Source organism: Mycobacterium sp. (assembly GCF_035499775.1).
GTDB lineage: Bacteria > Actinomycetota > Actinomycetes > Mycobacteriales > Mycobacteriaceae > Mycobacterium.
Genome location: NZ_DATJYB010000001.1, coordinates 1 through 15,226 on the forward strand (window position 1 = coordinate 1; position 15,226 = coordinate 15,226).

At 66.0% G+C, this 15,226-nt stretch carries 14 protein-coding genes and 1 riboswitch; of the genes, 10 read left to right on the top strand and 4 right to left on the bottom strand.

Annotated elements, in window-relative coordinates; genetic code table 11:
* From VML93_RS00005 to VML93_RS00020, 4 genes are all read right to left on the bottom strand, one after another.
* Positions 1 to 441 (bottom strand): spirocyclase AveC family protein (locus VML93_RS00005; RefSeq protein WP_325606337.1); only part of this gene is annotated, 441 nt, incomplete at its 3' end.
* Between the two features lie 3 nt (positions 442 to 444).
* The gene (locus VML93_RS00010; RefSeq protein WP_325606339.1) at positions 445 to 1,557 is read right to left on the bottom strand and encodes an ABC transporter substrate-binding protein; all 1,113 of its coding nucleotides are present in this window, start codon (positions 1,555 to 1,557) and stop codon (positions 445 to 447) included.
* Positions 1,558 to 1,653: 96 nt separating this feature from the next.
* The gene (locus VML93_RS00015) at positions 1,654 to 2,508 is read right to left on the bottom strand and encodes a CbbQ/NirQ/NorQ/GpvN family protein (RefSeq protein ID WP_325606341.1); all 855 of its coding nucleotides are present in this window, start codon (positions 2,506 to 2,508) and stop codon (positions 1,654 to 1,656) included.
* A gap of 139 nt (positions 2,509 to 2,647) precedes the next feature.
* Positions 2,648 to 4,336, bottom strand: coding sequence for a nitric oxide reductase activation protein NorD (locus VML93_RS00020; RefSeq protein ID WP_325606343.1), 1,689 nt, complete (start codon positions 4,334 to 4,336; stop codon positions 2,648 to 2,650).
* Between the two features lie 101 nt (positions 4,337 to 4,437).
* Between VML93_RS00020 and VML93_RS00025 the strand changes: the two genes are divergently transcribed.
* The 10 genes from VML93_RS00025 (at position 4,438) to metE (ending at position 15,154) form a co-directional block, all read left to right on the top strand.
* On the top strand, positions 4,438 to 4,989 hold the full coding sequence (locus tag VML93_RS00025) for a nuclear transport factor 2 family protein (RefSeq protein WP_325606346.1): 552 nt from the start codon (positions 4,438 to 4,440) through the stop codon (positions 4,987 to 4,989).
* Between the two features lie 67 nt (positions 4,990 to 5,056).
* The gene (locus tag VML93_RS00030) at positions 5,057 to 6,208 is read left to right on the top strand and encodes an acyl-CoA dehydrogenase family protein (protein WP_325606348.1); all 1,152 of its coding nucleotides are present in this window, start codon (positions 5,057 to 5,059) and stop codon (positions 6,206 to 6,208) included.
* Positions 6,205 to 7,311, top strand: coding sequence for an acyl-CoA dehydrogenase family protein (locus tag VML93_RS00035; protein ID WP_325606350.1), 1,107 nt, complete (start codon positions 6,205 to 6,207; stop codon positions 7,309 to 7,311). The genes VML93_RS00030 and VML93_RS00035 overlap by 4 nt, the downstream gene beginning before the upstream one ends.
* A complete protein-coding gene (locus VML93_RS00040; protein WP_325606352.1) occupies positions 7,311 to 7,958 on the top strand; it encodes a nitroreductase family protein in 648 nt (215 codons plus the stop codon). Before VML93_RS00035 ends, VML93_RS00040 begins: the two co-directional genes overlap by 1 nt.
* A gap of 92 nt (positions 7,959 to 8,050) precedes the next feature.
* The gene (locus VML93_RS00045) at positions 8,051 to 9,331 is read left to right on the top strand and encodes a TetR/AcrR family transcriptional regulator (RefSeq protein ID WP_325606354.1); all 1,281 of its coding nucleotides are present in this window, start codon (positions 8,051 to 8,053) and stop codon (positions 9,329 to 9,331) included.
* 85 nt (positions 9,332 to 9,416) lie between these two features.
* Positions 9,417 to 10,259: an SDR family oxidoreductase gene (locus VML93_RS00050; protein ID WP_325606356.1), complete on the top strand. Its 843-nt coding sequence runs from the start codon at positions 9,417 to 9,419 to the stop codon at positions 10,257 to 10,259.
* Between the two features lie 15 nt (positions 10,260 to 10,274).
* Entirely contained in the window at positions 10,275 to 10,904 is a 630-nt protein-coding gene (locus VML93_RS00055) for an SDR family oxidoreductase (protein ID WP_414686245.1), read from the top strand.
* A 289-nt stretch (positions 10,905 to 11,193) separates the two neighbouring features.
* The gene (locus VML93_RS00060) at positions 11,194 to 11,844 is read left to right on the top strand and encodes a carbohydrate-binding domain-containing protein (RefSeq protein WP_325606360.1); all 651 of its coding nucleotides are present in this window, start codon (positions 11,194 to 11,196) and stop codon (positions 11,842 to 11,844) included.
* Positions 11,841 to 12,341: a glycoside hydrolase family 16 protein gene (locus VML93_RS00065; RefSeq protein ID WP_325606362.1), complete on the top strand. Its 501-nt coding sequence runs from the start codon at positions 11,841 to 11,843 to the stop codon at positions 12,339 to 12,341. The genes VML93_RS00060 and VML93_RS00065 overlap by 4 nt, the downstream gene beginning before the upstream one ends.
* Before the next feature lie 163 nt (positions 12,342 to 12,504).
* Positions 12,505 to 12,718, top strand: a riboswitch (cobalamin riboswitch).
* Positions 12,719 to 12,871: 153 nt separating this feature from the next.
* Positions 12,872 to 15,154 (top strand): 5-methyltetrahydropteroyltriglutamate--homocysteine S-methyltransferase, encoded by a 2,283-nt coding sequence (metE, locus tag VML93_RS00070; RefSeq protein ID WP_325606364.1) that lies wholly within the window; start codon positions 12,872 to 12,874, stop codon positions 15,152 to 15,154.
* The last annotated feature ends 72 nt before the right edge of the window (positions 15,155 to 15,226 follow it).

Below are 15,226 nucleotides of genomic sequence, written 5' to 3' on the forward strand. Positions count from 1 at the left end.
CGGCGACAACGACACCAGCGGCCACGACTCCGGCCAGTGGATGAGGTCGGGGTTGTACACCGCGAACGGCGACCAGTTCATGATCGGGTCCTGCCACACGATCAGCGTGGTGCACAAGAACATCAGCATCGCCGGGCTACCCGGATTGCGCCGCCAGCCCCTGATGAACACCACCAGCAGCACGATCAGCGCGACGGCGGTGGCAGCATCCAGGAACGTGATGTAGTCCAGTCCGAACATGAACTTGACCGGGCGCGGCCGGCCCTGCACGTTGGGGTTGGCGACGCGGGGGTCCAGTGCGGTGCGGCAGTTCGCGATGAAGAACAGCGCGAACGCCGCCAGGGCGGCGCCGGCGATCCACCCGCCCCACCCGCGCTTACCGCTCCGCGGTGAGGTCGGCTTCGGTTCGGCAGCAACCGGTATGGATTGGTCGGTACTCATATCTCACTCTCCGAAACGATCGACTAAGTGCGAGTTGACGCCGTCGGCATCGAGCGTCCGCGCCACCAGGTAGCCCGCGCCCATCCAGGCCCGTCGGGTCCATTTGCCGAACGACACCCGAGTGCCGGGCGCGCCCGCGGCGGCGGGCATCATCTTGACCCGCTCCAGCGCTTCCTTGACACCGCGCGGACTGAGCGGATGGGCGTCGGTGAACGCCCGGACCAATGTCGCGGCGACGTCGTGGTTGACCGGCGGCACGCAATATTCGGGGCGCCGGCCGCCGTACTTCTTCGCATAGCGATCGAGGAAATCTTGGCCGATGGGATTCGCCTCGTCGTACTGGTCGACCCCGATCCAGCCGATGAACGCGTTCCACATGATCGGGTTCACCCACGCGTTCTGGAACGCCGTGGTGGTGAATCTCGGCGGGTCCCAGTCGACGGCCTGCAGCGCCGGGTTGATGAACACGATGCCGAATCCGAAGCCCAGATGGACGATTGCTTCCGCCTTGGCGTCGTGCAGAGTACGCACGGCTTCATTGATGTCCTGCGCGGTCTGCGCGATCGCGGCTTCGGCGACGATGCGAATACCCTTGCGCCGACACGCGGTTCGCAGATTCTTCAGGTAGCTCTCACCGATCAGGTTCTGCTCGACGAGAACCCCGATTTCGGTGAGCTGACGTTTGGCGACGAGGTCTGCGATGAAGATCGGCTCGTCGGTCATCGACCCCTGCGGGAAGGAGAATGTCCATTCGCCCAACCAGTCGTCGGTACCGGTGACGCTGATGGCCGGGACCTTGAACCGCTGTTCGATCGCCTCGCGGGTGGGCACGCAGTTGTCGGTGATGTGCGGCCCGAATACCACCAGGCAGCCTTCGTCGACGAGTTCACCGAACGCGTCGATGACCTTCTTGACCGATCCCTTGGGCAGCCCCTCCACTTCGCGGTAAATCATCTCCACCGGCCGGTCCATCGCTTTGTGTTCGGCGGCTTCCTCGAATACCAGGTCGAAGCAGCGCGTGAAGTCCGCCTTCATCTCCTCGGGGAACATCGGTGGGAGCGTGAAGTCCATCAGGTAGCCGACCTTGATCGGCTCTGCGCTGCTTTCGTAGGACATCTGACCTCCCTGAGAAGAAACGCGCCGCAACTCACTCGCACGGATCCGCAGCAGACCTAATATTTGTTCCTACGCTAGCGGGGCCGGTATGCAGCGTCAATCGTCAGATCCATCCGTCGCGCCCAGATAGACCTCGATCATCTCGTTGAGCGCCCGCCCCACTGCCACATCGTCAGTGAGCGGTCCGGCGATCGCCGCGCGCGCTGCCTCGCGCATGGACAGCCCCTCCACGGTGAGCCTGCCCGCCGCGATGAGCACCCGCGTCGATGCGACCTCGCGCAGTCCGGCGGTCTCCAAGCGGCGGATGGCCTGCCCGAAGCGCACCAGCTCGGCCGCGGTGGGACGGTCGACGCCAGCCTCGTGCGCAACGATCCCCTCTTCGACATCGGCTGCGGGAAAACCGAATTCGACGGCGACCATGCGCTGACGAGTCGAATCCTTGAGGTCCTTGAGGACGCTTTGATAGCCGGGGTTGTAGGACACCACGAGGCCGAATCCGGGTGCCGCGTCCAGCGTCACACCGAGGCGTTCGATGGGCAGTTGCCGCCGGTAGTCCGCGAGCGGATGCAGCACCACCGTGGTGTCCTGCCGGGCCTCCACCACTTCGTCCAGGTAGCAGATCGCGCCCTCGCGCACCGCCTTTGTCAGCGGACCGTCCACCCACACCGTCTCGTCGCCCCGCAGCAGATACCGGCCGACCAGGTCCGCGGTGGTGAGGTCGTCATGGCAGGCGACGGTGATCAGCGGCCGGCCGAGATCGTGGGCCATGGCCTCGACGAAACGGGTCTTGCCGCAACCCGTCGGCCCCTTGAGGACCAGTGCCAGACCCTGGCGGTAGGCCGCCTTGAAGATGGCCTCTTCGCTGCCGACCGCTTGGTAATAGGGCCGCACGTTCTCTTCCACCTCGGGGGTCGCGCCGTTCCGGTGAGCGAGCACGGACTCGTTGGCCATAACTTCCCTTCTGCCACCGTAGCTTGGAGCCTAGCCGGAACAGATGTTTGTTTCAAGTACGCCGGCCAAGCAGGTATGGACCAGCCGCCGAGGCACCAACTGCATTCTGCGACATGGCATCAGGGCGAAGTTCGCACACTCACGACACGCTGCGGCGGACCTCGGCCGAGCGCAGCGCGGACCGGAATAGCGGCCCGATCACACCGGCGAGTTGATCTGGGCGCGCAATGGTCGCATGTGCGGTACTGCCGAAAACCCGGCGCAGCGATTGCACGTCCGTTCCCGCGCCGATCGTCAGGCATACGCAGCCGGTGCCCCGGCGGCGGGCCTCGGTCAGCGCGCGGCGCGCGTCGGCGGCACCGTAGGCCCGCTCGTATCCGTGGTCGTATGCGAGTCCGTCGGACAGCACCACCAGCAGCCGCCGCGACGTACCTCCGCGTTCCTCCAAGACCGCCGAGCCGTGCCGGATGGCCGCACCGAGACGCGAATAGGCGCCGGGCTCTAGGCTGTTGAGCCGCCGCATGACGCGGGAATCCAGGTGGTCGTCGAATCGTTTGACGGGCACCATGCTCACCGCGCGGCGGCCCTGCGAGTAGTACGCGTAGAGCGCCACGCGGTCGCCCAGGTCGTGCAGTGCGACGGTGAGGTTGGCGACAGCCGCGCGCTGTTGTTCGTGCACCGTCCGTCCGACCGTTCCGGGCTCCGCCGCCGACCCCGATACGTCCAGCAGGAGCAGCACCGACAGGTCCCGCCGGCGCCGCAGGCTGTCGAGGTACACCGTTTCGTCGGGCACCGCCCTGGCCCGCACCTCGACGCGGGCTTCAATCGCCGCGTCGATGTCGATGTCGTCGCCCTGCGACTGGCGGTGGCGACGGTGCAGACCCATGCCGAGTCGTGACAGCGGGCGCCGGACGCCGATGGCGTCGTCGATCGCCGGGGTCGCCGTTGGCTTGATCTGCGGCTCGACCTCGCGCACGGTGCACCACGCGGGCCGGTAACTCCTGCGCCCCACGTCCCATTCCGGATACCGCAGACCGTCGGATTGGGCTTCGTCGTCGTTCACGTCCTCGCTCGACGTTGAGGCCAACGACGACACGGCGCGCAGGCCCCGGATCCCGGAGTTCGTGCGGTGCGTCGGGGTGTCCGCGCCGGGTGGTCCGCCACCGCTACCGGTCTTACGCGCTGACGACAGCATCTTCTTCAGCCACTTGCCGATGAAGCCGCCCCCGCCGACCGGGCTGGTGAACATGTCGGGATCGTCGGAGTCGTCGGCCACGCCATCATCAAGCTCCTGCAGTTCCTGCGCGGCGCGGCGGGGCACATGCTGCGGGTTCGCCTCGTCCTGTTGTTCGGCCTTCCGGGCGGAGGCGGCCACCACCTTGGCCGCACGGATCACGCCGAACCCCGGCGGCGGGTCGTCGATCGCTACCCGTTCGTCGGCGATTCGCAGCGACGCGGTGGGCGAGTCGCTGCGACTGGCGATGTCGCGGTCAGCCAGCGACGCCAAAATGCTCGGTAGCACGCCGGCATTGGCGACCAGTGCGCGGTGAGCCTCGATTGCCAGGTAGCGAGTGGCCAGCCGGGGGTGGCGGACCAGCGGACGCACGACGTCGGGATCCAGGCTGCCGGCCGCGATCAACGACGCCTGCACCGCGATCGCGTCGAGTCTCGGGCGGGCCGGCGCGGACGGATCGACGTAGATGGTCTGGCCGTCCGTCCACGCAGGTTCACCTGGCTGCAGTTGGGCGACCGCCACGGGTCGGCCCGCAAGCGCAGAAGCGAGCATGCCCAGGGCCTGAAGCTGGTCGCCCAGAGCGTCGTCGCCCACGCTCGAACCTCCGCACCTCTTGATCAGAATTGACCAAATATCTGTTCCACCGTAAAGTCCGGTTCGATCCCAGTCAATCGGGAAAAGGACGTCACGCGACCGTGGATGACGAGTTGCGAGACCAGGTCAAGCGGCTGACCGACCGCGCGGAAATCTACGACTGGATGCAGCGCTACGCGCGCGGAATCGATCGGCAAGACCGTGCACTGCTGCGATCGGCCTATCACGACGGCGCCGTCGACGACCACGTCGGATTCGTCGGCGTGGTAGACGACTTCATCGACTGGGCACTCGCGTATCACCGCACCCAGACGCGATACCAGCACTACTTGCTGAACCACACCGTCGACATCGACGGCGACGAAGCCCACGCCGAAACCTATTACCTGTTCATCGGGACCGACCGCGAACCGGCGAACCACATGACCATCTCCGGTGGTCGCTATGTGGATCGGCTGGAGCGGCGCGACGGACGGTGGGCGATCGTCGCTCGCGTTTGCGTCGTGGAATTCATGGATGAATCGCAGTCGCAGCTCACCGAGCAGGCGCGCGCCATGGTCCCGGGGACGCGGACCGCGCGCCACGACACCGCGGACCCCTCTTACGATCGACCGCTGGCGGCGAAGCGGACGGTTGACGCCGAATCTGTTTGACCAAAAATCTGTTCCAACGTAGAGTCCGGCTTGGCCGCAGTCAATCACGTGAGGTCGAATAGAGGACGTGGACTTCTCCTACCCCGCGGAAGTGGAACGCTTTCGCGACGAACTGCGCGCCTGGCTGTCGGCGAATCTGACCGACGAGCTGATCGCGGCCCGTCGGCCTTCCGGCCGCGACGACAAAGCGTTCGACGCGCTGCGCATCTGGAACCGCGCCATGGCCGACGCCGGCTGGGCGGCGGTGTCCTGGCCCGAAGAATACGGCGGTCGCGGTGCGACGGTGCTCGAGCAGCTGGTGTACACCGAGGAGACGACGCGGGCGCGGGCGCCGTTGCCGCTCAACGTCATCGGCATGAACAACATCGCGCCGGCGATCATGCACTACGGCACCGAGCTGCAGAAGAAGACCCTGCTCCCCCGCATGATGCGGGCCGACGACATCTGGTGCCAGGGCATGTCGGAGCCCGAGGCGGGATCCGATCTGGCCGCGCTGCGCACCCGCGCGGTGCGTGACGGCGAAGACTTCGTCGTCAACGGACAGAAGATCTGGACGTCGCTCGGCCACAAGGCCGACTGGTGCCAGCTGTACGTGCGCACCGATCCCGATGCCCCCAAACACCAGGGGATCTCCTGCCTGATCGTCGACATGAAGTTGCTCGGAATCGAGGTGCGCCCGCTGGTCACGCTCAACGGCGACACCGATTTCGCCGAGGTGTTCTTCCACGACGTCCGGGTGCCGGCGGATGCCCTGCTCGGCCCGCTCAACGGCGGCTGGCAGGTGGCCACCACGACGCTGAGCCACGAACGCGCCGGCGCGGCGCGGCTGTACGCCGAGATGCAGGTGCGGCTGGAGGAACTGGTGGCAGACTTCGCCGAGGCGGGTGCCGGTCAAGATCCCGTCACGTTGCGACGACTCGGCGAGATCGCGTTGCGCATCAAGTATCTGGAAGTGCTTTGCCAGCGCTCGATCTCGGCCACGCTGCACGGCGGTTCAGACATGTCTGCTTTCGGGTCCGCGAGCCTGGCCAAGACGGTGTGGGGCGAGATCGGGCAAGACCTGGCCGCGCTGGCCTTCGACGTGCTCGGCACGGGCGGCGAGAACGCACGCTGGGCCGACTACCGCCTGACCTCGCGCTCGCTGACCATCGCGGGCGGCACCACCCAGATCAACAAGAACATCACCGCGCAACGGGTATTGGGGTTGCCGCGCAAATGAACCTCGAGCTGACCGACGAGCAAGTGGCGCTGCGCGACACCGTGCGCCGCTTCCTGGCTGAGAAGGCACCGATTTCCGGGCATGTGCGCGCACTGCTCGACGATCCGTCGGGTGTGGACGACGCCGTGTGGCAAGGCTTGGCCGACCTGGGGACCACGGGGCTGCTGGTGCCGGAAGAATACGGCGGCGCGGGCATGACGATGGTCGAGGCCGGCATCGTCGCCGAGGAACTCGGCGCCGCCCTGCACCCGGGACCGTGGTTGTCGTGCGCGGTCGCCGCGACACGCGCGCTGACGAGGACCGACGCGTCGAACGCGGCCGCCGAGATCCTCACCGGGATTGCCGACGGCACCACGATCGCCACTGTTTCGCTGCCCGAGCTGGGGGAAAAGCCCCTCATTTCGGCACGCAACGGGGGCTTTTGCGTCTGCTCGCCGGCCCTGGCCGTGCCCGACGCCGCCGCAGCCGACGTCCTGCTGATATTCGCTGAATACCCTTCTGGCACTGGGCTTTTCGCTGTGCATACCAACTCCGGCGGCGTGTCGGTGACACCTGAGCGCGGGATCGACCCAACCCGCAAGCAGTCTCGGGTCGCGCTTGACGACGCGGCCGCGCAACTGCTCGCCACACCGTCGTCGGATGACGTTGCGGCAGTTGTCGACGACCTGCTCATCGCCACGGCCGCCGACGCGCTCGGCGCCGCCGGGGCGGTCATGCAACTGGCCGTCGAATACGCCAAGGTGCGACGGCAATTCGGTCAGGTGATCGGATCGTTCCAGGCGATCCAGCACCTGTGCGTCGACATGTACGAGACGGTCGAGCTGGCCCGCAGCGGCGTCATCCACGCGTTGTGGGCCGCAGACCAAGCCCCCGACGAGCGGCACCTGGCCGCGCTACGGGCCAAGGCCTTCGCCGGGCGGCTGGCCACCGTGGGCGATACCGCGATTCAGGTGTTCGGCGGGATCGGCTACACCTGGGAGCACGACGCTCACCTGTACCTCAAGCGGCTGCTGAGCTGGAGCGAATTCCGCGGCGGTCCGGACCGCTATCTCGCCGAACTCGGTGGACGCGTCACGGAAGCGAATAGGTTGACTGCCGGGTAATGGACATCGACTACCTCCTCACCGCTACCCGTTCGGCACGCAAGTCCCTCGACCTGGACGCGCCCGTCGACCTCGCCGACATCGGGGAGTGCCTGCGCGTCGGGTTGCAGGCCGCCAACGGCTCGAATCAGCAGAACTGGCGGTGGCTGGTCGTCACCGACGCCAAGCGGCGGGAAAAGATCGCCGAGCTGTACCGGCAGGCCTATCTGCTGCGGGTCGGCGGGCAGTTGCTCGCGGACCTGATGCCGGCCGGTACGCCGGAGGGCAGGCTGATGTCGTCCACGGAGTGGTTGGTGGAAAACATGGCCAAGGTGCCGGTGCTGGTAATCCCTTGCTATGAGCCGTATCTGCCGCGTATCGACGGCGACGAGTCGTTCCACCTGGCGACGCTGTACGGATCGATTTTCCCGGTGGTGTGGAACTTTCAGTTGGCACTGCACACCCGCGGGTACGGGACCTGCGTCACCACCTTGCACCTGCACTACGAAAACGAGGTTCGCCAACTGCTCGGCATACCGGACAGCTACCTGCAGGGCTGCCTGCTGCCGGTGGGCCGGCTGCGTGCCGGGCACCGATTCCGGCCGGCCCGCCGGCGACCCGTCGACGACGTGGTCGCACTCGACACGTGGGACGGTCCGCCCCTCTAAGATTGGTCTGTCGCCGCCGTCAGCAGCGCATTTTCCACGGTGAGTCTGATAGCCTTTAACAAAGATTTGGTTCACCGAGAGGACAGGTGCATATGGCCAAAGCCGATGCACTGGAACACGCTGGCAGCGCAGCCGACTCCGGGACCCGCCGGACCGAGATTCTGCAGACCGCGGCGTCGCTGATCGCCTCCACCGGATTGCGCACCTCGCTACAGGAAATCGCCGATGCGGCAGGCATTCTCCCGGGCAGCCTGTATCACCACTTCGAATCCAAAGAAGCGATCCTCGTCGAGCTGATCCACCGCTACCAAGACGATCTCAACCGGATCGGGCAAAACGCGCAGGCGAGGCTGGACGAACCCGACGCGCGGCCCCCGGCTGAGAAAATCACCGAACTCGGAATGGCTATCGCCAACTGCGCGGTCGAGCACCGGGCCGCCCTGCAGATGTCGTTCTACGAGGCGCCCAGTGCGGACCCGGAGCTGATGAAGCTCACCCGGCAGCAGCCCAAGGCAATTCAGGAAGCGATGCTGCAGACGCTGCGGGCCGCCAGATGGAGCGGCTACATCAAGCCCGACATCGACCTTCCCGTCCTGGCTGACACCATCTGCCAGTCGATGCTGCGGGTGGGGCTGCACGTCATCCGCGACAAGGCCTCCGCCGACCAAGTGGCCAGCCTGATGTGCCGAATCATCTTGCAGGGGTTGGCAGCCCGCTCGCCTGCCGACACGGCGCTGGATCGGTCCAAGGCCTTTGTCGCCGCCAGCGAGGTCATCGAAACATGGGCCGACGACCGCGCAGCGGACCCCAGCGACAAAGCCGCACACCTGCGCGCGGTGGCGCGAACGGAGTTCGGCCGGAAAGGCTATGAAGTCACCACCATCAGGGACATCGCATCCGCGGCCGGTCTTGGCACCGGCACGGTCTATCGGGTGATCGGGTCCAAGGACGAGTTGCTCGACTCGATCATGCGGTCGTTCGGCCAGAAGGTGGAAGCCGGCTGGGTCAGCGTGCTGCGCTCGGACGCGACGCCGGTTGAGAAGCTCGACGCGATGAGCTGGGTGGCCGTCAACGCGCTGGATCAGTTCTCCGACGAGTTCCGCATTCAGCTCGCCTGGATGCGGCAGTCGCCGCCGACCACCAACCCGGGCTGGTCGTATCCGACGCGCCTGCGGCAGATGAAATCGCTGCTCTCCGAGGGGATCCGGTCCGGGGAGATCCGCATCGACACTCCGTCGACCGCGATGCTGGCGCGCTGCGTCATCGGCATGCAGTGGATACCGGAGAACATCCTTCGTGCCATCGGGATCCGTGCGTCGTTGCTGCACGCCCGGGACACGGTGCTCCGCGGTGTGGCGGTGCCGGGCAAGTAGGGACCCCGGTGTTGAACCTAATAACTGTTACCCATACAGTTGGGCAATTAGAACCGGGTTGGCAGTTACCGAGAAGGGGATTTCCATGACTATTGTCGATCGGTTGCGCTACGACGGCAAGCGCGCGCTCGTGGTAGGCGGCGCGACAGGCATGGGCGCCGCGGCGGCCAAGTCGGCCGGAGAGCTCGGCGCCGAAGTCATCGTGATGGACTACGCGCCGGTGAACTATGACGTCGCCCAGTCAATACAGGTGGACCTGCGCGACCCGGCCTCAATCGACGCCGCACTCGAGCAGCTGGACGGTCCGGTGCACGCGGTGTTCTCGGCCGCCGGCATCGCGGACGGGACAACCGACCTGATGAAGATCAACTTCATCGGCCACCGCTATCTGATCGAACGGCTGCTCGAGAAGAACCAGCTGCCGTCCGGCTCGGCCATCTGCTTCATCTCCTCGGTCGCCGGAATGGGCTGGGAAAACGACCTGGAGTTGCTGACCGACTTCCTGGACGCGCCCGACTTCGCGGCCGCCGACGCCTGGGTCAGGGCCCACGAAGCGGAAGGCATCATCCACTACGGCTTCAGCAAGAAGGCCGTCAACGCCTACGTGGCGACGCAGGGCCTGCCCCTGCTGAAGAAGGGCATCCGGATCAACGCCATCTGCCCGGGCCCGACCGACACCCCGCTGGCCCAGGCCAACGCCGACCTCTGGCTGACCTTCGCGCAGGACTACCGGGACGAGACCGGCTCCAAGGTCCACACGCCGGAGCAGATGGGTGACGTGATGGCGTTCCTCAACAGCGCGGCCGCCTTCGGCATCAACGGGATCACTGTGCTGGTGGACTACGGGCACACGATGGCCTCGCTCACCGGTGCCTACCCGCCGGGCAAGCCGATCATCGACCTGATCATGGGCAGGGTAAAACTTTAGAGCGTGTCACGCGTCATCGTTTTCGGCGGCCACGGCAAGGTCGCACTGCAACTGGCCCGCATTCTGACCGAGCGCGGCGACGAGGTCAGCTCGGTCTTCCGCAACCCGGACCACAGCGACGACGTCGCGGCGACCGGCGCTAGGCCCGTGACTGCCGACATCGAAAGGCTCGATACCGACGCGCTGGCCGACCTGGTCGCCGGCCATGACGCGGTCGTGTTCTCCGCCGGTGCGGGCGGCGGCAACCCGGCCCGGACCTACGCCGTCGACCGCGACGCCGCGATCCGGGTGATCGACGCCGCCGGACAGGCGGGCGTCAAGCGGTTCGTGATGGTGTCGTACTTCGGCGCGGGCCCGGATCACGGTGTCTCGCCGGAGAATTCGTTCTTCCACTACGCCGAAGCCAAGGCCGCCGCGGATGCCCACCTGCGTGCCAGCGCGCTGGATTGGACCGTGCTGGGACCAGGCCACCTCACCCTGGAACCGCCGACCGGGCGCATTGGGATCGGTCAGGCGAAAGGTGAAGTTTCGCGTGCCGACGTCGCGCTCGTCGTCGCGGCGACGCTGGCAGCCGACTCCACTATCCGACGCACCATCGAGTTCAACAACGGGGACGTCCCGATCGCCGAAGCTTTGGCGGGCTGACCTGCCGCGGTCGCACGAATGGACTTCGTCGCCGACAAGCGTGTCCGCCCGCATCCGCCCATCGGTTGTCCACACACCCGGAAGTGACCGCGACGTCGGACAGAATTTGCGGCGTCGGAGCGTCCACGCTCCCGCGAACTTCAACGATGATCGTTATTAAAGTGATAGAAGATATATATGTAAACTAACGCGCCTAGAGAGGAAGTTGTTACCCCTGGGGATAAATAGCGCAGTGATGTGAAGGTTCTTCACTTCTTCCCATGGAGGTACGGCTGTCCGATATCTGCGCATGACCACTGTCAGTCTCTGCACCGCTGCTGCGATCACATTACCTGTGCCACCGCACGCAGTCGCCGCAAACACCACTCTTGAAGCCGAATCCATGGTCGTGTCGCCGGCGAGCGCCGGGGATGTAATCGCCGATTCCAGCGCGTCTGGTGGATCCTCACTCGGCCTGTACCAGAATTCATCGGCCTCGACGAATCTTTCATTACCGGCATCCACCAGTGTGGTGATCCGCGCGAAAGGGCAATCGTGTCTGGGTGCGCCGCAGATGACCGTTTCGATCGACGGCAACACCATCTTGGCAACCACCGTCTCAGCGACGTCATGGACCAACTACACGGCGACCGCCACGATCAATGCAGGTACGCATACTTTGACCATCGCAATCACGAATGCCGTAAGCATTTTGTTCTGTAACCGACACCTGTTCCTGGACAACGTCACTGTGGTAGCAGGCGATATCACACCACCACCACCCCCTACAGGGACCCAGCCCACCGGCGTCCCCGGTAACTGGACCCCCGCCTTCGATGAAGAGTTCACCGGCTCCTCGCTGGATACCACGTATTGGGAACCCTATTGGTATTCGGGTTCTGCACTGAACAAAGTCACAACATCGCCATCGAATGTGGCCCCCTATCGGGCGGGAATATGAGTTTGAAGCTGTCGAGTTCAACTGTGGGCGCAGCGGCGACAACTCGTCCCTTCAGCGGCCATGCCGGATTTAAACTCGGCGCACCCTGTGTATGGGAAGCGCGCATCAACTTCCCCGCCGACAGCAACGGCAATTACTACAACTGGCCGGCGTTCTGGCTGCTCGACGATACCCGCGACGGCACCACCGTCGAAATCGACGTCGCCGAGGTGTGGGACGGCGTGATGCAGACCAACTACCACGTCGGCGGATCAAACCCGCCCGGGCATTCTTATCCGTTCCTCGGCAGCGGTTTTCATATCTGGACCATCAATCGCACCAAGACGGGCAAGGATTACATCTACATCGATGGGGTGCTGCAATACACGTTAACCACAGCTTCGGCTGACACCGGCTTGCCGCAGTATGTGCTGCTCAACATCGGCACCCAGGGGTCGCACCAGCAGGTTCCCTCGACAGTTGTCGTCGACTACGTAAGGGCTTGGACGCCAGCCTGACCTGAATAGTCCCGAAAGGGCAGCGCCACAACATTATTCGAGTCTGAGCGGATCGCGCCGCTGCAGCCGATCGTGGGGCTGTCAGCCAATTCGGGACGCCGACGCGCGTTTACTCCTCCCGCGGATCACTGCCCGACAGACCCGCAGAGTAGCCTTACCGGCGCAACTGGTCTGCTGACGCCTTCGTGGCATCGGCATCGAGCGACGTCAACAACGCGTCGCGAGAGGGAACCCGGTGAGAATCCGGGACTGTCCCGCAGCGGTATGCAGGAACGACCGCCGTCCATAGGCACTGGTCCCCCAACGGGACTGGGAAGCGACGGCCACTAGGAGCACCATCGGGTGCGCGCCTGCGAGTCCGAAGACCTGCCAGCTGTGCCGGGCGCGCCGCGTCCGGCGGCTCATCGCCTCGTGGAATGGGCGTTTGGCCGTGGGTGTTGCGGTTATGCACTGAAGGTGCGCACCGCATCCAGATCGGCTGTACGTCCGTTGGCGGTGACCACCCCGCCGATTAAAGGACGAACTAAACCGTGACCCCGCTCGTTGATTTTCCGAAGTTCACCGCCACCGTTACCGGCTCCCCGCGCATCGGTCCCAAACGCGAACTCAAACGCGCGACCGAGGGCTACTGGGCCGGACGCACCAGCCGATCCGACCTGGAGTCCATCGCCGCGTTGCTGCGCCGCGACATGTGGGCGGATCTGGCCGCCGCCGGCCTCGACTCGGTACCGGTGAACACCTTCTCGTACTACGACCAGATGCTCGACACCGCGGTGATGCTGGGCGCACTGCCTGCGCGGGTCGCGGAGATCTCCGACGAGTTGGACCGCTACTTCGCCGCGGCGCGGGGCAATGACGACGTCGCACCGCTTGAGATGACTAAGTGGTTCGACACCAATTACCACTACCTGGTTCCGGAGATCGGGCCGGCCACCCGGTTTGCGCTCAACCCGGACAAGGTGCTCTCTGAGCTGAAAGAAGCACTGGGGCAAGGGATTCCCGCGCGCCCGGTGGTCATCGGACCGATCACCTTCCTGTTGCTGAGCAAGGGTGTCCAGGGCGGGGGCGCGCCGATCGAGCGCCTCGAGGAGCTGGTGCCGATCTACTCCGAGCTGCTGTCGCTGCTGGCCGAGAACGGTGCGCAGTGGGTGCAGCTCGACGAGCCCGCGCTGGTCACCGACATCTCCCCCGATGCGCCCGCGCTGGCCGAAGCGGTGTACAACGCACTGGGCTCGGCGAGCAACCGGCCCGCCATCTACGTCGCCACCTACTTCGGTGACCCCGGCGCTTCCCTGGCGGGGCTGGCCCGCACGCCTGTCGAGGCGATCGGCGTCGACCTGGTGGCCGGAGCCGACACTGCCGTCGCGGCCGTGCCCGAGTTGACGGGCAAGACCCTGGTGGCCGGCATCGTCGACGGCCGCAACATCTGGCGCACCGACCTGGAGGCGGCGCTGGCCAAGCTGGCGACCCTAGTGGGCTCGGCGGCCGACGTCGCGGTTTCGACGTCGTGCTCCACACTGCATGTCCCCTACTCGCTGGACCCGGAAACCGACCTGGACGACGCCCTGCGCAGCTGGCTGGCATTCGGCGCCGAGAAGGTGGGCGAAGTCGTCGTTCTCGCGCGGGCGCTACACGAGGGACGCGACGCGGTCGCCGACGAGATCGCGGCGTCCAACACCGCCGTCGCCTCCCGCCAGCGCGACCCGCGCCTGCACAACGGCCAGGTCCGGGCCCGCATCGACTCGATCGTCGCGTCCGGCGCGCACCGCGGTCCGGCGGCACAACGCCGCGCCAGCCAGGACGCGCGCCTGCACCTGCCGCCGCTGCCGACCACGACGATCGGCTCCTACCCGCAGACCTCGGCGATCCGCAAGGCGCGCGCAGCGCTGCGGGCCGGGGAGATCGACGAGGCCGAGTACGTCCGCAGGATGAAGAAGGAGATCGCCGACGTCATCGAACTGCAGGAGCAGCTCGGCCTGGACGTGCTGGTGCACGGCGAGCCGGAACGCAACGACATGGTGCAGTACTTCGCCGAGCAGCTGGACGGATTCTTCGCCACCCAGAACGGCTGGGTCCAGTCCTACGGCAGCCGCTGTGTGCGGCCGCCGATCCTCTACGGCGACGTGGTGCGGACCCACCCGATGACGGTCGGGTGGATCACCTACGCCCAGTCGCTGACGGACAAACCGGTGAAGGGCATGCTGACCGGGCCGGTGACGATCCTGGCGTGGTCGTTCGTCCGTGACGACCAGCCGCTGGCCGACACCGCCAACCAGGTCGCGCTGGCGATCCGGGACGAGACGGTGGACCTGCAGGCCGCGGGCATCGCGGTCATCCAGGTCGACGAACCCGCGCTGCGTGAGCTGCTGCCGCTGCGTCGGGCCGAGCAGGACGAGTACTTGCGTTGGGCCGTAGGGTCTTTCCGCTTGGCGACCTCCGGTGTGGCCGACTCGACACAGATCCACACCCATCTGTGCTACTCGGAGTTCGGCGAGGTGATCGGGGCCATCGCCGACCTGGACGCCGACGTCACGTCCATCGAGGCCGCGCGCTCACACATGGAGGTGCTCGACGACCTCAACGCGGTCGGGTTCGCCAACAGTGTGGGCCCGGGTGTGTACGACATCCACTCGCCGCGGGTGCCGAGCAGCGGCGAGATGGCCGAGTCGCTGCGGGCCGCGTTGCGCGCCGTGCCTGCCGGGCGGCTCTGGGTCAACCCTGACTGTGGGCTCAAGACGCGCAACCCCGACGAGGTGACCGCGTCGCTGCAGAACATGGTCGCCGCGGCGCAGGAGGTACGGGCCGGAGCCTAGCCTTCGTGCGAACTGGGGCACCTCCCGCTTGCGGGGGAAACGCCACTGCGACATTCGATTCGAAATTTCGCA

Bases quoted from the DNA above. Each gene is read 5' to 3' on its own strand.
- VML93_RS00040 (WP_325606352.1), top strand. From the start codon at position 7,311: ATGGACATCGACTACCTCCTCACCGCTACCCGTTCGGCACGCAAGTCC.
- VML93_RS00035 (WP_325606350.1), top strand. From the start codon at position 6,205: ATGAACCTCGAGCTGACCGACGAGCAAGTGGCGCTGCGCGACACCGTG.
- VML93_RS00060 (WP_325606360.1), top strand. From the start codon at position 11,194: ATGACCACTGTCAGTCTCTGCACCGCTGCTGCGATCACATTACCTGTG.
- VML93_RS00050 (WP_325606356.1), top strand. From the start codon at position 9,417: ATGACTATTGTCGATCGGTTGCGCTACGACGGCAAGCGCGCGCTCGTG.
- VML93_RS00010 (WP_325606339.1), bottom strand. From the start codon at position 1,557: ATGTCCTACGAAAGCAGCGCAGAGCCGATCAAGGTCGGCTACCTGATG.
- VML93_RS00015 (WP_325606341.1), bottom strand. From the start codon at position 2,508: ATGGCCAACGAGTCCGTGCTCGCTCACCGGAACGGCGCGACCCCCGAG.
- VML93_RS00045 (WP_325606354.1), top strand. From the start codon at position 8,051: ATGGCCAAAGCCGATGCACTGGAACACGCTGGCAGCGCAGCCGACTCC.
- VML93_RS00065 (WP_325606362.1), top strand. From the start codon at position 11,841: ATGAGTTTGAAGCTGTCGAGTTCAACTGTGGGCGCAGCGGCGACAACT.